Source organism: Larkinella bovis, assembly GCF_042655385.1.
GTDB classification, from domain to species: Bacteria; Bacteroidota; Bacteroidia; order Cytophagales; family Spirosomataceae; genus Larkinella; species Larkinella bovis.
In genome coordinates, this window is the sequence record NZ_JBHSMA010000002.1 from 207,781 (window position 1) to 228,739 (window position 20,959).

15 protein-coding genes are annotated in these 20,959 nt (G+C 56.0%); 12 read left to right on the plus strand and 3 right to left on the minus strand.

Features of this window, described 5'->3' with window-relative positions; all coding sequences use genetic code 11:
• The first annotated feature begins 11 nt into the window (after positions 1–11).
• The 9 genes from ACFPMF_RS08250 to ACFPMF_RS08290 all read left to right on the plus strand — a co-directional run bounded on the left by ACFPMF_RS08250 (position 12) and on the right by ACFPMF_RS08290 (position 8,688).
• Entirely contained in the window at positions 12–1,061 is a 1,050-nt protein-coding gene (locus ACFPMF_RS08250) for a hypothetical protein (protein WP_379843015.1), read from the plus strand.
• Positions 1,062–1,209: 148 nt separating this feature from the next.
• Positions 1,210–2,427, plus strand: coding sequence for a sialidase family protein (locus tag ACFPMF_RS08255; RefSeq protein ID WP_379843017.1), 1,218 nt, complete (start codon positions 1,210–1,212; stop codon positions 2,425–2,427).
• Positions 2,428–2,449: 22 nt separating this feature from the next.
• Positions 2,450–3,715, plus strand: coding sequence for an MFS transporter (locus ACFPMF_RS08260; RefSeq protein WP_379843019.1), 1,266 nt, complete (start codon positions 2,450–2,452; stop codon positions 3,713–3,715).
• Between the two features lie 10 nt (positions 3,716–3,725).
• Positions 3,726–4,760, plus strand: coding sequence for a hypothetical protein (locus ACFPMF_RS08265; RefSeq protein ID WP_379843022.1), 1,035 nt, complete (start codon positions 3,726–3,728; stop codon positions 4,758–4,760).
• Positions 4,761–4,765: 5 nt separating this feature from the next.
• On the plus strand, positions 4,766–5,725 hold the full coding sequence (locus tag ACFPMF_RS08270; RefSeq protein WP_379843024.1) for a dihydrodipicolinate synthase family protein: 960 nt from the start codon (positions 4,766–4,768) through the stop codon (positions 5,723–5,725).
• A gap of 41 nt (positions 5,726–5,766) precedes the next feature.
• Positions 5,767–6,669 (plus strand): hypothetical protein, encoded by a 903-nt coding sequence (locus ACFPMF_RS08275; protein WP_379843027.1) that lies wholly within the window; start codon positions 5,767–5,769, stop codon positions 6,667–6,669.
• Between the two features lie 163 nt (positions 6,670–6,832).
• Positions 6,833–7,756, plus strand: a complete 924-nt coding sequence (locus ACFPMF_RS08280) for a Gfo/Idh/MocA family protein (RefSeq protein WP_379843030.1) — start codon at positions 6,833–6,835, stop codon at positions 7,754–7,756.
• Positions 7,756–8,544 carry an SDR family oxidoreductase gene (locus tag ACFPMF_RS08285; protein WP_379843033.1) on the plus strand — a complete coding sequence of 263 codons (789 nt, stop codon included), beginning with the start codon at positions 7,756–7,758 and terminating at the stop codon, positions 8,542–8,544. The genes ACFPMF_RS08280 and ACFPMF_RS08285 overlap by 1 nt, the downstream gene beginning before the upstream one ends.
• An 18-nt stretch (positions 8,545–8,562) precedes the next feature.
• Positions 8,563–8,688 carry a hypothetical protein gene (locus ACFPMF_RS08290; protein ID WP_379843035.1) on the plus strand — a complete coding sequence of 42 codons (126 nt, stop codon included), beginning with the start codon at positions 8,563–8,565 and terminating at the stop codon, positions 8,686–8,688.
• A 5-nt stretch (positions 8,689–8,693) separates the two neighbouring features.
• Here the strand turns inward: ACFPMF_RS08290 and ACFPMF_RS08295 are convergent, their stop codons facing one another.
• Positions 8,694–11,585, minus strand: a complete 2,892-nt coding sequence (locus ACFPMF_RS08295; RefSeq protein WP_379843038.1) for a putative Ig domain-containing protein — start codon at positions 11,583–11,585, stop codon at positions 8,694–8,696.
• Positions 11,586–11,996: 411 nt separating this feature from the next.
• Between ACFPMF_RS08295 and ACFPMF_RS08300 the strand changes: the two genes are divergently transcribed.
• Positions 11,997–12,917 (plus strand): sugar phosphate isomerase/epimerase family protein, encoded by a 921-nt coding sequence (locus ACFPMF_RS08300; protein WP_379843040.1) that lies wholly within the window; start codon positions 11,997–11,999, stop codon positions 12,915–12,917.
• A 735-nt stretch (positions 12,918–13,652) separates the two neighbouring features.
• Entirely contained in the window at positions 13,653–14,291 is a 639-nt protein-coding gene (locus tag ACFPMF_RS08305) for a response regulator (protein WP_379843042.1), read from the plus strand.
• Here ACFPMF_RS08305 and ACFPMF_RS08310 read toward each other — a convergent pair.
• The gene (locus ACFPMF_RS08310) at positions 14,281–16,377 is read right to left on the minus strand and encodes a tetratricopeptide repeat-containing sensor histidine kinase (RefSeq protein WP_379843044.1); all 2,097 of its coding nucleotides are present in this window, start codon (positions 16,375–16,377) and stop codon (positions 14,281–14,283) included. The genes ACFPMF_RS08305 and ACFPMF_RS08310 overlap by 11 nt on opposite strands.
• Before the next feature lie 418 nt (positions 16,378–16,795).
• Between ACFPMF_RS08310 and ACFPMF_RS08315 the strand changes: the two genes are divergently transcribed.
• The gene (locus ACFPMF_RS08315) at positions 16,796–17,215 is read left to right on the plus strand and encodes a hypothetical protein (RefSeq protein ID WP_379843047.1); all 420 of its coding nucleotides are present in this window, start codon (positions 16,796–16,798) and stop codon (positions 17,213–17,215) included.
• A gap of 252 nt (positions 17,216–17,467) precedes the next feature.
• Here the strand turns inward: ACFPMF_RS08315 and ACFPMF_RS08320 are convergent, their stop codons facing one another.
• On the minus strand, positions 17,468–20,950 hold the full coding sequence (locus tag ACFPMF_RS08320) for a PVC-type heme-binding CxxCH protein (RefSeq protein ID WP_379843049.1): 3,483 nt from the start codon (positions 20,948–20,950) through the stop codon (positions 17,468–17,470).
• Positions 20,951–20,959 lie beyond the last annotated feature (9 nt).

The following is a 20,959-nucleotide window of genomic DNA, read 5'->3' on the forward strand; positions in this document are numbered from 1 at the left end:
CTTAACCACGAATGAAAATAGGAAAATACATATTGCTCTGGCTTGGGCTGATGGGCGTCGCAACCGTTCATGCGCAGCAGAGTGATGAAATCAGCGTGACCAAAATCTGGGATAAAAGCCCCCACGACGCTTTCCCGGACCTGATCAAATTCAAGAATTATTATTACTGCACAGTGCGCGAAGCCTCCGACCACGTCAGCAATAAAAGCGACGGGAAGGTTCGCGTCATTCGCTCCAAAGATGGCAAGCAGTGGGAATCGGTCAACCTGTTCGAATCCGACACGGAAGACGTCCGGGAGGCCCGCTTGTCGGTGCGTCCCGACGGAACGCTCATGGCCATTGTGGCCGCCGGGAAATTCCGGGATGGTCGCTACTGGACCTTAACGCCCTATGCTTCCTTTTCCGATAAGGCCGGCGAGAATTTCACGCCCTTGCAAAAAGTGACGTATGGGACAGGAATCCAACCCACGCTGGACTGGATCTGGCGCGTAACCTGGCATAAGGGCGTTGGCTACGGGGTCATGTATTCGATCACGTACACCGACGTCAACGGCAAGTGGAAACGTGACATGTATGCCCAGGTTCTGAAAACGACGGATGGGAAGAGGTTCGATAAGGTAGCCGATCTGCCCGTTGGGGGCAGTCCCAATGAAGCCACCATCCGGTTTGATGCCAAGGGGAAGATGTACATCGTAATCCGGCGTGAAACCGAAGATCAACTGGGTGTGCTCTATGCCAGTCTGCCGCCCTATCAAAACTGGAGCTATGAGAAACTGAATATCCGGCTCGGTGGTCCGAATTTCCTCTTCCTCGATAAGAACCATTTTGTTCTGGGGACCCGTTTCCACGAAGCAAAAGGCGCTTCGACAGCCCTTCATGTGATGGACCTGAAAGGGAATATTAAAAAAACGATCACGTTACCGAGCAGTGGCGACAATAGTTACCCCGGCCTGGTGATAGAAAAGGATACCTTACTGGTGGCGTATTATTCAAGCCACGAGAAAAAATCAAGCATCTATTTGGCCCGGGTACCGCTAAAGCTGCTTCGTGTGACCGACTAGAGACTAGCTGATCGACCCGGTTCCAGGTCTGAAGGTCTGCCGGAGAGTTGCTACCAATGGAAATAAATGGGAGCCAGGACCCGCCAGTACGAAAGTGCTTGGGGACTACGGTCTGGCTCCCGCTTTTTTAATTTGTTAACTTTTGTCTATGAAAAAAGTGTTTAAGCCCGCCTTCTGGCTATTCCTGACCTGCATCGCTTCTGTGGCGATGGCCCCTAGAATCGTATCGGAACCAGAACCTGTTATACCCAATGAGGCCCCGCGCGAAGCAAAACCGCAAGCCCGGAAAGTAAAAGACTTCGTCATTTATCAGGACGAGCGGTTTTACGCTTCGTTTCCTTCCATCATCAAAAAGCCGAATGGAGAGCTTTTTCTAGCCTTCCGGCGGGCACCAGACCGGAAAGTTTTTGGTGAAAAAGGAACTTCCCACGTCGATCCGAACAGCTATTTGGTGGCCCTGCGCTCGAAAGACGGTGAAAACTGGACGAAAGAGCCGGAACTGATTTATTCCCACGCCTTCGGCGGTTCGCAGGACCCCTGCCTGCTGCAACTGAAAAACGGCGAGATTCTGTGCGCCAGTTACGGCTGGTCCTTCCTGCGTCCCGAAGGGGTTAAAAACCTGAAAGAGCCGTTCTTTAAAGGGGGCGATGCCTATTTCCTGGGCGGCTATCTGGTTCGCTCGACCGACGGTGCCAAAACCTGGCAGGGACCGATTTATCCGCCACACATTGCCCCGGAAATCAATTTCAGCGCCTACAAAGGCGAACCCCTGCCAGCCTACAACCGGGGTGCGTTATACGAAGGCAAAAGTGGTCGTATTTACTGGATTGTGGCTTCCAGCGATTCCAATTCACCCAAGAAAACCTCCAATCACCTGATCGTATCCGATGATAAGGGGCTGACCTGGAAATACCAGGGGGTGGTCGCCATTGATGACAAGGCGTCTTTCAATGAAGCATCGGCTTATGAAACCCCCAAAGGTGATATTATTGGTTTTCTGCGCACCGCCGACATGGACGATCAGGCGTGTATTGCCCGCTCGACGGATGGTGGAAAAACCTTCAAGTGGGAGAAAATGGGCTTTCAGGGACACCCCATGCAAGCGCACCGGCTGCCCGACAACCGGGTACTGGTCGTTTACGGCTATCGCCATAAACCGTATGGCATCCGGGCACGCATCCTGAACGCGGAATGTACCGATTATAAAACCGCCCCTGAAATCGTCCTGCGGGAAGATGGCGGCAACGGCGATATTGGTTACCCCTGGTCGGTGCAACTGGATAAAAACCGGGTGCTGGTTACCTATTATTACAACCTGAACAACGGTACCCGGCACATTGCCGGATCAATTCTGGAACTGAAGTAAACGATTACCCACCGTAACAATCATGAAACCCGAAACGATCGAGATTTCTCCGAAAACCGCCGTCCTTCCGGCCCGGGCCTGGCTGGTCGTGGCGCTGCTCTGCGTGGTCGGCTGCCTGAATTACCTCGATCGCATCATGATCACCACCATGCGTGATTCGATCAAGGCCGCAATTCCGATGACCGACGCGCAATTTGGTTTACTGACGGCAGTTTTCCTCTGGGTATACGGTTTGCTGAGCCCCTACGCCGGTTTTCTGGCCGACCGGTTCAACCGGAGCCGGGTCATTATCGGGAGTCTGTTCGTCTGGTCGCTGGTGACCTGGCTGACGGCCCATGCCACCACCTTTGAAGAACTGCTGGCGACCCGGGCGTTAATGGGCATCAGTGAAGCCTGCTACATTCCGGCGGCTATGGCGCTCATTGTCGACTACCACCGCGGAGCAACCCGCTCCCTGGCTACGGGGATTCACATTGCCGGGGTCATGGTGGGGCAGAGCCTCGGTTTTCTGGGCGGCATGATTGCCGAAAACCGCGATTGGAGTGCGGCTTTTAGCGTCTTCGGTCTGGTTGGTATAGCCTATGCCGTAGTGCTGGCGTTTTTCCTGCGCGATGCCCCCAAATCGGTGGAAGCCGAAACCGTAGTTCATAACACCGAGGAGCCGGTGCGGTTCGGAGAAGCCGTCCGGAATCTGTTCAGCAAACCGGCCTTTAGTCTGTTGCTCCTGTTCTGGGCATTACTGGGTGTGGTCGGCTGGCTGATTGTGGGTTGGTTGCCAACCTTTTACCAGGAACAGTTTAACCTGTCGCAATCGCAGGCCGGTCTCTACGCCACCGGCTATTTCCACACGGCGGCCCTGGTGGGCGTTCTCGTGGGCGGGGCGCTCACCGACCGCATCAGTCGGGGCAACCCACGTGGCCGGATTCTGGTCCCGGCCCTGGCACTCTGCATTGCGGCCCCGGCCATTTTTCTGGCCAGTACCACCCCGGTTTTGGTGGTCGCCATTGTAGGGTTTATCTGCTACGCTTTTACACGGGTGTTTGTAGATACGAACATGATGCCGATTTTGTGCCTGATTGCCGACGAGCGGTACCGTGCCACGGGCTACGGGATCCTGAATCTGGGTAGTTGCATCGTGGGCGGATTTGGACTCTACGCCGGAGGGATGTTGCGGGATGCGCAGGTCAGTTTCAGCCAGCTATTTCAGGTCGCAACGGTTTTGCTGCTGATTTGTGCAGCCACGCTGTTCTGGCTCAAATCCAAAACGAACCTAAAGTCGGAAGAATAAGCCCCTCCCAATGAAAAAGTTACTGCTATTCCTAACCCTAACCGTTTTCCGTTCTGCGCCGATTTGGGCGCAGAACGGTCCTTTTCCCGACTACGTGAGCGTGACCAAAATCTGGGATCAGCCGCCCCACAGCGCGTTTACGGACCTGGTTTTGTTCAACAACGAATTTTACTGCACGTTTCGGGAAGGTCTGACCCACGTTGATACGACCAACAGCGGCAAAATACGCGTGCTGAAATCCAAAGACGGAAAAGACTGGACCAGCGTCGCGCTGCTGGCCATTCCCAAAATTGATCTGCGCGACCCCAAACTGACCATCACACCGGATAAGAGACTGATGGTGACGCTGGCGGGTGCGGTTTTTGGACCAACGGACGGAAAGGTAAAGGTGCAGTGGATCAAGCCCATGGTTTCCTTTTCGGATAAAAAGGGTGCAAATTTTTCGGCCCCGCAGCAATCGACGCTGGACCCGGCTATTTCGCCTTCCAAAGACTGGATCTGGCGAACGACCTGGCATAACGGCATCGGGTACGCCATCGACTATCAGGTTGTAACCGATGATCAATGGGTAATTTACCTGCTGAAAACCAAAGACGGGATTCGGTACGACAAAGTCTCCGATTTCGACGTAGACGGAAAGCCCAACGAAGCCACCGTTCGTTTCGACAAAACCGGCAGGATGTATGTCCTGATCCGGCGCGAATCGGAAGATCAGATGGGCGTTATGGCGGAAAGCAACGCACCGTATACGAACTGGGCGTACCACAAAATGGCGATCCGGCTGGGCGGGCCTAACTTCCTGTTTCTGAACGACCAGAGGCTGGTAATTGGCTCCCGGAATTACGCGTCGCCGAACAAGATGGCGCTGTATCTGACCGACCGGCGCGGCAACATCACCAAAACGATTCCCTTTCCGAGCAGTGGCGACGCGAGTTACCCGGGCATGGTGATTTACCAGAATAAACTCTGGGTGTCGTATTATTCGACCCACGACGGCAAATCGGCCATTTACCTGGCCCAGGTTCCGCTCGACAAACTCCACTAGTGCCGATGGTGACAAAAACTGCATCCGCCCACCGTCCGCTGGAATCCGCCGATATTCGTGGTATCTGGGGAACCTTGATGCTGCCTGTCCATGAAGATGAAGCCATCGACCTGGGGCGGCTGGAGCAGGGACTCGAACGAATCCTTGAATTTGGCATCAGTGGCCTCTATTCCAACGGCACAGCGGGTGAATTTTACAACCAGTCAGAGAGTGAGTTCAGGCGTATTAACCGCATATTGGCCCGGCGCTGTCGGGCGGCCGGAATACCGTTCCAGATCGGCGTCAGCCACATGAGTCCCTGGATTTCGCTCAGTCGGCTGAAATGGGCCGTTCGGCAGGAACCGGGTGCGGTGCAGGTGATTCTGCCCGACTGGTTTCCGCCCACCGAAGCCGAGATGATTTCATTCTTAAAGAAAATGGCTGCCGTTTCGGCAGAAGTGCGACTGGTCTTGTACCATCCGGGCCATGCCAAAGTCCGGTTAACGCCGGAGCAATTCGGTCGGCTGAAAGACGCGGTGCCGCAACTCGTGGGCGTTAAAGTGGGCGGAGGGGATGCGGTTTGGTACCAGCAGATGCGGGAACACATGGCCGATCGACTGGCGGTTTTTGTGCCGGGCCACCGGCTGGCGACCGGTTTTCGGGAAGGCGCTCACGGTTCGTATTCCAACATCGCCTGCCTGCATCCGCAACTGGCGCTGGATTGGTACCGACTCATGCAAACCGACCTGGACGAAGCCCTGCGTTGGGAGTCTGACATTCAGCAGTTTATGCATGGGTATATTCTGCCGTATATTCTGGAACAGAACTATTCCGATCCGGCCTGCGACAAGTTTCTGGCGGCTGTGGGCGGTTGGTCCGCCGGTGATACCCGGATGCGCTGGCCGTACCGCTCCATTCCGATGTCGGAGGTGGCGGTGGCCCGGGCCGCAGCCCGGCAATTGATTCCGCATTTTCCAACCGACTAAGCCCAATGAACCAACTTCGAACTCTGCTTTTTCTTATTTTTATGATGATTACTAGTGCTGAAACGCCAGCCGCCGATCCGCCAGCTACCGATGCCTTGCAGGATCAGTGCCTGGTTGAACTTCGAAATTTGCTCCGCACCGAGAAAGAATGGATTAAAGTCCACGCGGCCGAATTTCTCCTGTGGGTTGGTGAACCCGAGGGGGTCCAGGTGGTTTACCTGAACGAATTGCAGCAATTTGCGGCTAAACCCCAATACCGGATCGGCATCTGGCGGGTCCTGGCCCAGGCGGCTGCCACCCCGGAGGAAAAGAAAAAATGGACCGATCAGATTGCCGACGCGTTTACCGACCCCGTGGGTCCCGACCGGATTCATGCCGCCGAAACCCTGGCGAAGCTGGGGATTTCACCCACGACCCTTGACGCCGATGTGACCCGCCGGGCCATCGCGGGCGAAAACCGCCCGCTGTCGCTGTACACCTTATGGGGGGCGTCGCTGTCAGACGCCCAAACCGCAGCATCGAATCGCCAGAAATTTATGGCCCTGGCGCTGGATCGGCAGGAAGAGGCTGCACCCCGGAGACTGGGGGCGTTTATCCTGCGCCGGTTGGGCGGGTTGACCAGCTCCGAATGGAAGCAACTGGCCGAAGCCGCTTTGTCGGAACCGCTTTCGTCGGGCATTCAGTTGAACCTGGTGCATGCGGCTTTGGTCACGGCGTCTCCGAGTGCAACCCGGTCGGAACCGTATCGTCTGCTGCGGATCAAAATGCTGGCGGCCCAACAATCGGGATCCGTTGGAGACCTCATGGAACTGGCCGCGGCTCTGGCCGAAAAAGGTCAGCCGGCCGATGTGGCGGTTTTAACCCCGCTGCTCAAACATGACTTCGCGGATCTGCGCGCCAGTGCGGCCTACGCCATCTTGAAAATTAAAAAACGATCCAAATAAGACGATAGACACCACCGGTTTGGCCCGCCAGCTAGTGCGCGTGATAGGCTAGAAGGTCCGAACGAGGGGCTGTTTCCTGAGCGGTTTAAACCGCGATCGATTTTCAACTAACCCATTTTTTTGACAACCCGGGGTGTAAGCCGCGGGTTTATTCCGTACCACTGTGATAAAATTAGGAATTATTGGCATGAGTCCGGGCAACGCCCACCCGTACTCGTGGTCGGCCATCATCAATGGTTTTTTTGACGCCGACGAAATTAACCGCGTGGGGTATCCCGGCGTATCGGCCTACCTGACCGCCAACCGCGATTTGCTGGGCATTCCGGGCGCGCAGGTGACGCACGTCTGGGCGCAGGACCGGGCCATTTCGGAAAGCATAGCCAAAGCCGTTCAGGTCGAGCACGTGGTCGACGAAATGACGGATCTCATCGGTCAGGTGGATGCGGTTATTCTGGGCCGCGACGATCCGGAAAATCACGTCGAAATGGCTAAACCGTTCATCGATGCGGGCGTACCGATTTTTATCGACAAACCGCTGGCAAGCAGCCGGAACGATCTCGCCTATTTCTCGGAGCAGGTCGCCAATGGCAAGTTCATTATGTCGTGCTCGTCGATGCGCTACGCCACCGAACTGCGGGCGGTGAAGAATGAATTTGCGGCCCTGGGGAAGCTGCAACTGGCGACCTCGGTAGGCAAGAAGGACTGGATCAAATACGGCGTTCATATGCTGGAGGGCTTGTTTATGGTGCTGGATGATCCGACGCCGGTTTCTGTCCGGCACGTTGGGCGCGATGGGGGTGATGTAGTCTATCTGGAATTTGCCGATGGCTTGCAGGCTACGGTACATTTATTCATGGACATTGCCCTGACCTTCCAGATTTCGCTGTTCGGCAAAGACGGCTGGCGGCTGATCGAAGTCAAAAACTGGTTCGGAATGTTCCGCGATAACCTGATCGAGTTTGTTCGTTCTGTGGAGGAAAATAAACCGCGTTTGTCGTTCGACAAAACCGAAAATATCATCCGAACCCTGCTGGCCGCCCAGGAAAGCCTGGCGCAGGGCGGTCGCATCGTTTACCTGAATTCATAATGGATTTATTCACGAACGCCTTCGGTTTACACGGAAAAGAAATCTGGGTAATTGGCGGAGCCGGTTACCTGGGCCAGGCCACGGTCCGGTTGTTGGAGGCTGCGGGGGCCAGTGTTCTCTGCGCCGATCTGGAAAACCGGGCCTTCACCTTTGTGGAGCAGGCCGGTTTGGGTACGAAGGTAACCCCGGCTTCCCTCGACATTCGGCAGGGGGCAGCCATTGAGGAGTTTGTCGCGACTCATATCGAAAACCGGGGAGTGCCGCACGGCCTGGTTAATCTGGCATTTGCATCGACCGGTAAAAAGCTGGAAGATCTCACGGAACAGGATTTTGACGAGGTGAATCACGGGGGCCTGACGGCTACGTTTCTGCTGGCCCGTCAGGTTGGGCAGGCGATGGCCCGGTTAGGACGCGGGAGTATGGTACTGTTCTCCAGTATGTACGGTTCCGTGTCGCCCGATCCGGCGGCCTACGAAGCGCCAATGAACAAAAACCCGATTGAATACGGCGTTGGCAAGGCCGGCATCATTCAGATGACCCGCTACCTGGCTGTTCACTGGGGGCGGCAGGGGGTGCGCTGCAACTGCATTTCGCCCGGACCCTTTCCGAATCCGACGGTCCAGCAAAGCGAACCGGCTTTTGTGGAGCGGTTGGCGCAGAAAACCCCACTGGGCCGCGTGGGCCAATCGCCCGAAATTGCGGGTGCGGTGACGTTCCTGTTGTCGGATACCGCTTCCTACATAACCGGTCAGAATCTGTTTGTCGACGGCGGCTGGACAAGCTGGTGACGAGAATGAGTCTAAACAATGATAACCGACCGGGAAGGCGAGGGCCCCAACTCCGGTTTTTCGGACGGGGAGGAAGTCGCAGTACGGATGCTTTTAAAACACAAAAACCGCCGGACTCCGGCGGTTTTTGTGTTTGATGCCTAGACCTGTCAGGGCTTTAGCAGTTTCAGCGTCACCGTTTGGGCCGCACTCGTGCCCCGGAGCAGGAGCAGACCCGCCGGTTGTTGATCTACCCGAAACGTCTGTCGTTCGCTGGTTCGGGCCTGTTCCACGAACCGCTCCGCCACCAGGCGGCCCTGGCTGTCGTGGAGCTGTAGCCGGAGCGGTTTTCCGGCGATGCCCCGAATGTCAACCTCAACGGTATTTCCGTTAATGGGGTTGCCGAGCACGACCAACTGAAAACCGCCGGTGGTTTCGGCCGATAAGCGGGCGGGGGCGCACTGGTACGTTTTGGGAGATCCTTTCAGGACGAACGTGCTGCCCAGCACCCGCGCCCGTACCGGATCGCCATTCTGTAAACCGGCTGGGGCCGTAAAGTTATACGCGTGGGCACCGTTGCCTTTGCCCGCATCTTTCAGGTCGGGCCGGTAGATATTCGCCACGGTACTTCCCAAAACCGTCGTGCTGGCTGGTGAGCCGGCTTCCAGGTAAAATTCCACCGTCAGGGGCGTATTCGGTTTTTTACGATCCCAGACCCAGCCCCGGATGCCCCCGCAATCCAGTTTGTCGAGGTACCCGTCGAAATCTCCGGTGACAGGGGTGCCTTCCTCGTTCACCGTCAGCTTGAAGCTGACGCTGTTGGTGGCGCCCGGGGCGTCGGTAGCCGAATACGTCAGCAGGAACGTGCCGGCGGTGGTGGGCGTCCCGCTGATGACGCGCGTAGAAGCATCCAGACTTAAACCGCTGGGCAGACCGGTCAGGGCGTAGGTCAGCGGACCTTCTTCCGGATCGGTGAAGGCCACCAGGGTGGCGGAGAAGGGGACACTGACCTGGGCCACGAGCGGGGTGATCAAAACCGTCGGCAGGGGCGCAACGGGCGGTTTATTATCGGGCGGAACCGTGCTGTTCGTACAGATAATAGCTTTCGGGGTATCCTTCAGGACAAAATCACTACCGGTTACCGTGGCGGAGAGCAGAATCGACGAACCCTCTTTCAGCGCGTCGGGGATCGGAAACCGGAAAGCGTGTTTGCCGTTGCCCTTGCCTTTATCGAGCAAATCGGGACGAAAATCACCGGCAGCCAATGTCGTCAGATAGGTTGCGCCATTGTAAATATCGACCGAAATAACAGTGTTGGGTTTGTTCCGATCCCAGGCCCACCCCCGGAAACTGTCGCAATCGGCCCCGTAAACATAGCCGTCGAACGACCCGCTGGCCGCTCCCGGCGTGACCACGACGGTGGCCGACCCGGGTCCGCTGGCGCAGCTCCCCACCGTGCAGGTGGCCGAATAGACCAGGGTTCCGGCCACGGAGGTGGACACGACAATCGGGCTTCCGGTGCCGGTCGTACCGATGGAATTTTTCCAGTTGATGGTACCGCCCGCGCAGCCAGTGACGCCCAGATGAACCGCCGGGGCGTTTTGGGCGACCGTTAGGCTGGTTTCGCCAGCGGAAGAAACAACCGGAGGGGTGGGGGCATTGCCCTGGTATTCGAAAGCGCCGATGTCGATGCGCTCATTATTGAAAAACCGGGGGTTACCGGCCTGATCGGTGGTGCCGCTGGTCGTGGTGGTGCTGGCCGGATCACCCGCGTTGATGGCGGGAGAGCAGGCTTTGAGTGGCAGATCCGCATCGCTTACGAACGGCGATTCCGCAGTGGTCAGGTTGCCGGTTCCGGTATAATGGGCCACCGCCGGATCGAAGAGACAGTAGTGGGCGTTGAAAAGATGGCCGCCACTCAGACCGGTCAGGGCTTCATTTTCGTCGTTATCCCAGAAGATGCAATTCGTAAACGTCACGTTACCAGTGCTGCCATTATAGACAACTCCACCGCCACTGATAGCCGTATTTTTCGTAAAAGTGCAATTGGTGAACGACTGAATGGTGTAGTTGAACGATACGCCCCCTTTATCGGCCGAATTGCCGGTAAAAAGACAATTGGAGACTTTCGGACTGCCGCCCTCGTTGGCAATGGTTCCGCTGTTGCTGGTGGCCGAATTGCCGGAAAAATGGCAACGGCTTACGACCGGACTGCTGCTCCCGCCGGCCGTAGCGCCGTTGTACAGGGCGCCCCCGATTCCGGCGGTATTGCCGGTAAACTGGCAGTGGGTAATGATCGGGCTGGCGGCATCGCCAAAATCCGCCTGATTCAGGATCGCTCCCCCGCTTGGTGCAGAATTGCCGGAAAAAACACAGTTCGTAATAACCGGGCTGGCCGTACCGGCTATTGTCACATAATTGTACAGGGCCCCACCAAAGGTACTGGCGAAATTTCCGGTAAAGTGGCAGTTTCGAACCGTGGGACTGCTGCTTTGGTTGGCCATTCCGCCCCCGGTTTTGTTCAGATCACCGGGCCCATCGGCATAACCGCCCGTAACCACAAAACCGTCGAGGATGGCGCTGGTGGTTAGGGTCGTGGTGAGGTTGTTGACCACGTGGTACGAATTGTCCGTGGTGCTGCTGCTGCCAATCTCTCCGCTGAGGGTGGTACTGGAAGGAGTCGTCAGGTCGACGACCGGACGCTCGCCCAGTGTCAGTTCGGTTCCCGCAAAACCGCCGTAAAGGGCGACGTTGTTTCGCATCGTAAAACTGATCGAACGGTTGAGGTCGCTGGTCGGTTTGTAAAGGCCAGCCGCCACCCAAACCTGTACTTCCTGATTCCCGTTGCCGGAGGAATAGGTACTCGCGGTTTCGATGGCGGTTTGCAGTTGCGTGCCGCTGAAGGCGTTTTCCCAGGACGAGCCATCCTGCAGCGTGCTTCCTCCGCTGGTGGTGACGTAATAGATTTTCTGGCTGTATGCCGTCAGGCCTGTCAGGAAAAGCAGCCCAAGAACCATCAAGAAACAGCGACGGAGCCGTCCGGTACGTAAAGAAGTGTTCATCAGAAAGGCGTTTGGTGTGTGAAGGGAAAAGCGGATTCGTGCAGGAAAGGTCGTTAGTTACCGGGCGGCCGGCCCGCCGAAGTTAATAACCGGGGCGGCCGGGTTCATAACTGACGAAAAAGAGCGACCCAAAGGCACAACTGCGTACCCGGTTTTGGATGAGACTATGGTCATTTTTTTTCCGCTGGTCAGTTCGCCAGCAGAGACCCGCGAAAAATACGAATCTGCCAGCGGGAACCCTTGTTAAATTTATTTAGCGAGCCAGAAAATCAGCGCGTTATATGCGAGTGTTCGTGGGTAGTTCGGGCCTTGGCTGTCCGGAAATTCAGTAAATACCGGTGGGGGCTTGTCTTTTACAGGCGTGTGGTTCGGGGAGCGGTTTTCAATTTCGGTTTTAGAAGCCTTGTCGATATGGATAAACGAGCAGTAAACCGTCGGAATTTTCTTGAACTCGCGCTGGCTGGTGCGCCGGTTGTCGCCAGCAGCCCGTTGGCGACGCCGTTGCGAACCCAGGCTGCGATGCCGAAGAACATCCGGTTAAGTTGCAATCTTTACTCGTTCAACGAACCGCTGACCAGTGGTAAAATGACACTGGAGCAGGTGCTGGTGTTTTGTTCCGAGCTTGGTTTCGACGCGGTTGACCCAACCGGTTATTATTTCCCCAACTACCCGGCCTTGCCCGACGACAGCTTTGTGTACCAGATCAAGCGGAAAGCCTTTCGGCTGGGCCTCGACATCAGCGGAACCGGTGTTCGCAATGATTTTACCGTGCCCGATCCAGGCCGCCGGAAAGCAGAAATCGAGCTGGTTCGAAAATGGGTTGGTTTTGCGGCCCGGTTCGGAGCTCCCGTTCTGCGGATTTTTTCCGGAACGGCGAAGGAACTCAAGCCCGGCCACCAGCGCGATGAGGTCATAAATTGGGTGGTCGATGCCATCGGCGAATGCGCCGATTATGCCGGGCGGCAGGGCGTGATGCTGGTCCTGCAAAACCATGCCGATTTCATTCAGACGGCGGAGGATGTGCTGACGATTCTGCAACGCGTGAAGTCCGACTGGTTAGCGGTCAACCTTGACATCGGTAGCTTCAAAATCGGCGATCCCTACGCGCAGATTGCCCGGGTGGCCCCCCACGCAGTGACCTGGCAGCTCAAAGAAAATCTGTTTGTCGAGGGACGGGAAGTCGAAACCGATCTCACCAAGATCGTGCAGATTGTGCTCCAGTCGGGCTACAAAGGCTACCTGCCCATCGAGACGCTCGGCAAGGGCGATCCGCGGGTGAAAGTCCCGGTTTTTTACGAGAAAGTAAAAAAAGCGTTGATGGGAGCGGGATAAGCTCCCGGTCCTTCCCGGTTTTGGGGTGTTAAATGGATTGTATTTTTTAAAGATTTTTTTATTCTTTAAAGTGCAGGCCTACCCGGATTGATCCTTGCCTGTCAGTCGGTTTGGTCGTTCATTCGATTAAAACCAACAATTGGCTTTCCCGAAAAAGGAAGCGGTTTTGCTCCCGAGTATTACAGCTACCGGGATGGATTGGCCGGCCTTTTGCCACCTATAAAGATCGTTAAAAGACTACTTTCCGGCCTTCGGCGGTAGATATAATTTTTTTAATAAGCTTAACGTATATAGTAACGGTTAGTTGTAACGTTTTAATTATTAAACTATATTTGGAGTATAAATAAGTAGTAGTGAAGATTTTATAGGATAGTTATTCACTTTCGGGTCGTTCTCTTTTGAGCCATACAGATTCCTCGTAGGGGCCTCTGTATACTACCTGAGAGCCATCGTGTATCCGTCAGTGGGTTGACAAACCTGAAGGTCAATTTCAACGTAAAATCCATTTTTTTCTGTTTACCTATGCCTGGCCTCACCCGCCAGGCTTTTTTGTGGTGCCCTTACCGGAATCTAAAGCCGGGTGAAATCAGCCCGGAAATGGCTTAGAAGACTGCCGAAATCCGCCGAAAAATCACCCGGTTTTTCAGGTAACTTCCTTTTACTCAAAAGTTCAGGGAGTTCTCTGAAAAAAAAACGAGTATTGTTGCAGATTTTGCTTTGAACCCTTTTTGACGAATGAACTATCGAATTGCGCTTCTGGATGATCACCAGGTGGTGCTGGAAAGTTTTGCGAATTTGCTGGCAACTTCCAGTCGCTTCCGGGTAGTCGGGATGGCCTCCGACAAACGATCCCTGCTCCATATTCTGGAACAGAACCGCCTGGAGGGTGAGCCCGTGGATGTCCTGGTGACCGACCTGATTATGCCGGATCTGAACGGTGCTGATCTGGTGCTTGAGTTAAAAAAATACGATCCGAACCTCGCCATCCTGGTGCTGTCGGGCTCCGATGATCCGGAGCAGATCCGGCGGGCCTTTCAGGCGGGTGCCAACGGTTTTGTGACCAAAACCGCCGATAAAGCCGAGCTGTTCGACGCCATTCTGGCCGTGGCGGCTGGTCGCCGGTATATGGACAGCCGGATTATGCTGTTCGAGGAAAAGGCACGGACGGTGGCGGCCGACGCCCTGCTGACCGATCGGGAAACCCAGATTGTCCGGCTGATTCTGGACGAATTATCCAGCAACCAGATTGCCGAGCGGCTTTTCATCTCGTTCAATACGGTGGAAACCCACCGCAAGCGGATTTACCAGAAGCTGGGCGTTACGACGGCGCTGGGTCTGATGAAATTCGCGCTTCACCAGGGATTCATCCGGTAGTCAGCGGAAGTAGTACCCGGGCGGAGGTTCCGGTTTCGGCCCCGGATTCGAGCCAGAATTGAGCACCGATCGTTTCGGCGCGTTCCCGGATATTATCCAGCCCGAGCCCCCTGGTGATTCGGTTGTTCATGCCGATCCCGTCGTCGTTGACCTGCACAGCCAGCCAGTCGTCGTTTCCTACCAGCTTGATCTGCGCCTGATTAGCCCCCGCATGCCGCAGAATATTGGTACAAAGTTCCAGGCAGATAACGTACAGGTTGAACTTGACCTGCGGACTCAGTGACAGGTGTAAAGCGGGTTCATACTTCAGTGAAAACCGGGTTTTTTCCGCCAGATTCAATTTTTTGACCAGGCTTTTGAGCGACACCAGCAAATCCTGCTGGAGCAGTTGGTCGGGCTGGAGGTTGCGCGACACCTGCTGGACCTGCGTAACGGCGTCGTTGAGCAGGGTCAGGCTATTCTCGTACCGTTTTCGTTCGCGCGGGGGCAGGATGTCGGCATCGATAGTCTGGAACGTCATTTTGGTGGCACCGAGCAGGCTGCTCACCCGGTCGTGGAGCTCGGTGGCCACGCGTTTTCGCTCAATGGTCTGGCCTTTCAGCAGGGCGGCTTCAATCTCCCGGTTTTTGGTCCGCAGGGCCTGGTTCGAGCGTCGGAGCCGCAGGCTGTAGTAAAGCAACAGGAGCCCCAGCAGGCTGATGATGGCGAGACCGGTCAGCAGGAGATTGCGCAGGTTTTCCTGCGTCGATAGGCCCAGGCGCAACTGGTCGATTTTTAATTGTTTGATAATCGCCTGCTTTTGCGCTGCGGCATTTTTCAACTGCTGGCTTTCCAGCCGGTGTTGCAGGTCGCGGGTTTGCGAGATCCGGAGCAGTTCCTTGGTTTTGAACGTATGATTCAGCCGGTCGATTTCGCCCTGTTTCGCCAGCATCTGATACCGCTGTTGTTGCACCAACTGCTCCTGCCGGTGCGAGGCTTCGAGTCGCTCCCGGTCAAATTTAGCTTTCGTCCGCAGGCTTTCGGTCTGGTTGATGGCCTGCTGTTCCTCCCATTTCTTGGCGTTATAGAGCCGCTGGTAGTCAAAGGCATTCTTCCAGTCCTGCTGGTGCTGGTAGGCTTCGACCAGCACGGAATACGCCGTTAGCATGGGCGCATACACTTTCTGGTTTTTCGACAGGGCTTCTTTGGCGCAGGCAATCGCTTCCGGATATCGGTTCAAGCCGAGGTACGAAACCGCCAGATCGGCCAGCGCATCGGCCTGGGGGAGCGGGGAATTGAGCTGCCCCCAGTACGCTACCGACTGCTTAAGGTACGGAACGGCCTGCGAAAACTTCCGCTGGCTGTTGTAAATCTGACCGAGATCGTTGCTCAGAAAAGCCTTGTTCGACAGGGCCACTTTCGGCTGCTGGTTGAGCACTTCCCACGAAATCACGTAGTGCTTCTCGGCCTTGTCCAGTTGCTGCTGCCTTTTATAGGCTTCGGCCAGCAGACGATGCAGGTCGGAGAGGTGAACCGGGTCAATTTTTTTGTCTTTCTCGAACCAAACGATGCTTTTCTGCAAATACCCGACAGCCTCGCTAAACTCCCCGATGGAACTGTTGATGTGGCCCAGGTTCCGGTAAATCCGCCAGAAATAAAGGCCGTAGGTGGCTGGGGCAGATTCAATCAGCGCCAAAAGCCGGTAGTTCAACTTGAGGGCTTGCGGATAATCGATTTTGTACACCCGGTAATAGCGTTCGATCAGCAGCAAGCCTTTGATCTGATACTTTATATTCCTTTTCCGTTCGGCCACCTGAACCAACTGGCTGGCTTTCAGCAGGGCACTGTCGCGGTGCGCCATGCCGTTAAAATGGACGGTTGCGATGAAACACTGAAACTCCATGCGGGCGGTATCGACGGTGGGCGAGGGGGGCAGCCGGTCCAGATCGCGCAACCGGTTTTTGGTGGCCTGTAACAGGCTGTCGACATAGCGCCGATCCATGCCCCGGTCGAAGTCGAACGGTGGCGTATCGTAACGCTGGGCCCGGGCGAATCCGAAGACGCCAAGCCCTGCCAACAACAGGATTACTTTCTGGAACGATTTCATGGTGTGTAGTGCCGTCTGTATGCTTAACCTGCTTTCAATCACACGTTTACCTGGCGGACTGTCTAAAATCACCGAATTCCGTGACACAAAATCACCGATTTCCGGGATTTTCTCTGACGCAGGAAAGAGAGACCTTTGTGCTGTTAATCGTTTGATCCACACGGTGAAATTAAAACCTCCAGCGCGTTATCCGATCGATCACTTACTGAACGGTAACTAATGGGTCGGTCTGGTCGGTTTTCGCGTTTGAAAGCCCCGTTTTACCCGCCCGGTTTCAAGTCTTCCAATCCTGATGCCACCGACCGGTCGTCTCCCGGGATGCAATAACGATCGTTTTATGGCCAGTAGGAATGGGGGAGCGATTGACGGTTTTCCACTCGCTTTTCGACGGGTATTCACACCATTTTTACACAAAACAATGAAAATCACAACACAACAAATCGTGAGCACAATCCTGGTGAGCCTTTTTCTGACGGCCGCAACTCCGCGGGTCCAGGCCACCGATACCGAAACCGGTAACGCAGCCGCCCAGTCATTCGAGGTGGGGATGTACGTAGGCATCAGCAAAAAACTGAATCTAGCCGTTTTAGTCCGGGGAACAAAGCCCGTTATGATCTCGCTGAAGGATTCGAATAACCGGGAATTGTTCCGCACCCTTCGGAAACGGTCCGAGACGAGCCACCGGCTACGCTTTAATTTTGAAAATTCCGTATCCGGGGTTTATCACATTGAGGTCAGCGACGGGCAGCAAACTGTCGTTCGGGAGGTGGAAGTGGTGGAAACGGCCCCCGTGGAAGCCCAGCGTTACATTGTCTACAATCCGTCGGTCGCCCGGTAAGATTCGTTTTCTGACGGACGGATACTGACTGTCTTCCTTTTTGGAAAAAAGGCCACCGCTTGAAAACCGTACGCCCGCGCAGGGACGACGGAACCGGAACCGGCTATGATCCCGGTAACCGATTCCGGCCCGTCAACCTGGTTGCCCCAACCGGCTGGCAATAGTTTTTAGTAAATGGTTTTTAATAATTGGTTAAGAGAGCGAAAGAGAAGCTGGCATGGATAGACCGGCTTCTCTTTTTTGTTTGCGGGTCTACCGGCCCATCACCAGTCGGGTTTGCGCGGCATTGCTCTCGGCATCAAGGAGCTGGACGTTTAAGGGGCCATCTTTCTGGGCGCTCCGGTCGATCGCCAGCGTCAGGGTGTGCACACCCGCTGGCAGGTCGGTCACCACACCCTGCGGACTCAGTTTAAGCGATTTACTGCCTATCCAGGCGCTCATTCCGGCGGTAGAATTAAACGCCAGCTGCACGTTTCCTTTGCTCACCACTTCAATGTCGAACCGGACGACGCTGTAGCGTTTGGCCGCGCTGGCGTCAACAACCGGCACTTCATCCAGCGGCAGATCGCCGGAAACTTTGCTGTACATCGGTTGCCAGTAGGCTTTGGCGTTGTCTTTCACCAGATAACCGGGCCCTTCCGCCAGCAGTTTTTTACTCAGGTCTTTCGTAGGCGCAACTGCGTTCCAGCGCCGGACAAACCGGGTTGTCGGTACGCGGAATTGGCCTGATTCGCCCAATTTAGACAGAAAGCCGACCAGATTGATGAACTCCTGCTTATCCAGACCGGCCGTTAACCCTGCGGGCATCAGCGTACCGGGCACTTTCTCGATGGCGCTGATCTGGCTTTTAGGTACCGAAACTTCCGAACCGGAAACATCCCGCAGCACAATTTCCGACGGGGCGTTGCTGACAATGTAGCCCATGATTTCACCGCCATCTTTTTTCACCAGCCGTTGCAGTTCATACCCTTCCTTGATGGACTGGTTCGGGTAGAGGATGGAACGAGTAATGGTTTCGATGGGGGAACTCGTTCCGAGGCTGCTCAGATCCGGCCCAATCCGCCCTCCGGCTCCACCAATGGCGTGGCAGGCCATACAGGTCAGCGCGGCCCGGCGGTAGACCAGTTCTCCCTTCTCCGGATCGGCGGTTTCACGGACAGCAGTTGCCAGCCGCGCGATTTCCTGATTGTTTAGTTCCTGGGGCATTTTTTCGGCGGGCAACACCCCACCCGATGCTTCGAGGGCTTTTGCCAGCTGTTTCACTTCCTCCGTATTGCGCAGGAAATACGACACCCGGCGTTGCAGCACCTGCCGGCCTTCTTTGGCCCGGTTTTCCGGTATTTTCCGGGCGTTCAGTTCGTCGGTGAGTGCCTGGGCGTTGGCTTTGCTGGTCAGAAACGCCTGGAACAGGTCGGCAACATCCGTCTGAGCCGGTAAGGTCCGCAGCAGATCGGCCCCGATTCGGGCGGCTTCCGACGCCTTGATCGCAACCATCTGGGCGGTGGCCGCGACGCGCAGTTCCGCCGGATTTTTGGCACCCGTCAGGTCGGCAATGGTCTGGCGGGCTTTGTCGGTTTTCAGCGCTGCCAGTGCTCCTAAGGCTGCTTTACGAGTATTTTTATCGCCTTTCTGGGCCAGATTGACCAGCGTGCCGCTCAGGTCTTCGAGCCGCCACGCACCGATCAGGCGGATGGCGCTCGTTGCCACGGCATCGTCCTCGTTTTCAATAAAACCGGTAATGCGGTTCAGGTTTTGTGCCGGTTTGGCCCCCCGGCGGGCGGCTTCTTCGAGTGCACTCAACTGCGGGCCAAGGTTTTTGGTCGCGCCGGAATTGCTCTGCACGGCTTTGTCAAGCAGGATCGTCAGGTCGGCCGGTGAGCCAAACCGGGCGATTGAACCCAACACGTCTTTCTGGTATTCTTCCGGAATCTGGTCCTTCTGGTATAACTGGGCCAGGTGCGAAACCGCATCCGGGCCACTGGCCGATTTGAGGGCAAAAACCGTCTTTTTGGCATTTCCGAAGAAAGAAGGATCTGATTTTATCCGGCTGACCCACTGCGGCTCCAGTTCCCGGACGGTTTGCCAGAGGGCAAAATCCAGAAACTCGTCCATCGACTGGTCCAGCACCGATAGGGCCAGGCGGGCCGATTCGGCGGTTGGAACTTTCCGGAGCGCGATGACGGCTTCCAGGCGGACCTGCGGATGGCTGTCGGCCACCGCTTTCGTTAGCAGCGCCGGTACGTTTCGGATTTTCTGGTGCCAGAGTTCCAGTGCCCGCAGGGCTGCGGCCCGGGCGTTGTGGCTTTTGGCGTTCAGCAGCGTCAGCAGCAAGGGCTCGTTGACGACCTCCAGCGTCTGGTAGGTCCAGAGGGCTTCGAGCAGATGGTGTTCGTACTCCGCATCGTTTTTATCCAGGTTCTGCACCCATTTTTCCAGGGCCGGAATAACTTCCTGAGCACCCCGGGCCTTCAGCACCTGCTTGGCCTGCGAACGGGTCCAGTCTTCGGGTAGTTTCAGGGCGTCGAGCAGTTCGCCGACGCTGGCTTTGGTCAGTTGCGGTTTTTTCACCAGCGGGCGGTTTTTGGCTACAATCCGCCAGATCCGACCGTGTTGCTGATCCCGGCGCGGATCGTGAAAATCGACCTCGCCGTGCTGAATGATGGGATTGTACCAGTCGGCGACGTAAATAGCCCCGTCGGGTCCGACCGAAATATCCACCGGCCGGAAGGCGACGTTGTCGGTCCAGAGTAAATCCTCTGCCTGTTTCGACGCGTACCCGCTGCCCTGTTCTTCCAGCCGGAACCGGTTGATGCGGTTGGCTCGGAAGTCGTTGGTAATCACACTGTTTTTCCAGGAGTCGGGCAGGTGTCGGCCCGAAATGACATCCAGACCGCTGTGTTTAGGCTGGCCCGGATTCAGTCCGCGCAGAATCCGGGCGGCTCCCGGCGCCGTCACAAAAGTCGCGCCCGGAAAGGCATAGTTGATGCCTTCGCCCCCCGCACCGTCGGTCAGGAACGATTGTCCCCAGCGGTCGAACTGAAGGCCCCACGGATTGATCAGACCCCGGGCGTACACGTCCATATTCCGCGATTTCGGGTCCAGTTGCCAGACGCCACCACCTTCGAGCCGTTTGATGCCCTGGGGCGTTTCGACGTGGCTGTAGATATAGATCGACTGGTTGAAATACAGCTTTCCTTCGGGTCCCCAGCGGAACGTATGGATGAGGTGGTGCGTATCGCCTGTACCGAAACCGTTCAGAATCCGGCGTCGTTTGTCGGCTTTGCCGTCGCCGTCGGTATCGGCAAAATGCAGGATTTCGGTCGAGTTGGCGACGTAGACGCCCCCGTCGCCGGGCAGAATGCCGGTCGGGGTGATGAGTCCTTCGGCAAAAACCGTCGATTTGTCGGCCTTGCCGTCGCCGTCCGTATCTTCCAGGACGTACACCTTGTCATTGGCTTCTTCGCCGGTTTTCAGGTGGGGGTACGCCGTGCTGCTGACGACCCATAACCGCCCGTCGGCGTCCCAGTTCATCTGGATGGGTTTGGCCACCAGCGGATCGGCGGCAAACAGGGTGATTTCAAAACCGTCGGCGATTTTGAACGATTCGAGTTCCCGCTTGATATCCGGGTTGGGGTTATCTTTCCGGTCGTCCTGGTGGACGGACGAGGTAATCAGCAGAACGGCCGGAATCAGGAAGAGGCTGCGGAGAAAAGTCAGCGATCGGAATGTTTTCATGCCGTTTAT

Bases quoted from the DNA above. Each gene is read 5' to 3' on its own strand.
- ACFPMF_RS08300 (WP_379843040.1), top strand. From the start codon at position 11,997: ATGGATAAACGAGCAGTAAACCGTCGGAATTTTCTTGAACTCGCGCTG.
- ACFPMF_RS08320 (WP_379843049.1), bottom strand. From the start codon at position 20,950: ATGAAAACATTCCGATCGCTGACTTTTCTCCGCAGCCTCTTCCTGATT.
- ACFPMF_RS08250 (WP_379843015.1), top strand. From the start codon at position 12: ATGAAAATAGGAAAATACATATTGCTCTGGCTTGGGCTGATGGGCGTC.
- ACFPMF_RS08285 (WP_379843033.1), top strand. From the start codon at position 7,756: ATGGATTTATTCACGAACGCCTTCGGTTTACACGGAAAAGAAATCTGG.
- ACFPMF_RS08310 (WP_379843044.1), bottom strand. From the start codon at position 16,377: ATGAAATCGTTCCAGAAAGTAATCCTGTTGTTGGCAGGGCTTGGCGTC.
- ACFPMF_RS08315 (WP_379843047.1), top strand. From the start codon at position 16,796: ATGAAAATCACAACACAACAAATCGTGAGCACAATCCTGGTGAGCCTT.
- ACFPMF_RS08260 (WP_379843019.1), top strand. From the start codon at position 2,450: ATGAAACCCGAAACGATCGAGATTTCTCCGAAAACCGCCGTCCTTCCG.
- ACFPMF_RS08290 (WP_379843035.1), top strand. From the start codon at position 8,563: ATGATAACCGACCGGGAAGGCGAGGGCCCCAACTCCGGTTTTTCGGAC.
- ACFPMF_RS08265 (WP_379843022.1), top strand. From the start codon at position 3,726: ATGAAAAAGTTACTGCTATTCCTAACCCTAACCGTTTTCCGTTCTGCG.
- ACFPMF_RS08295 (WP_379843038.1), bottom strand. From the start codon at position 11,585: ATGAACACTTCTTTACGTACCGGACGGCTCCGTCGCTGTTTCTTGATG.
- ACFPMF_RS08270 (WP_379843024.1), top strand. From the start codon at position 4,766: ATGGTGACAAAAACTGCATCCGCCCACCGTCCGCTGGAATCCGCCGAT.
- ACFPMF_RS08275 (WP_379843027.1), top strand. From the start codon at position 5,767: ATGATGATTACTAGTGCTGAAACGCCAGCCGCCGATCCGCCAGCTACC.
- ACFPMF_RS08255 (WP_379843017.1), top strand. From the start codon at position 1,210: ATGAAAAAAGTGTTTAAGCCCGCCTTCTGGCTATTCCTGACCTGCATC.
- ACFPMF_RS08305 (WP_379843042.1), top strand. From the start codon at position 13,653: ATGAACTATCGAATTGCGCTTCTGGATGATCACCAGGTGGTGCTGGAA.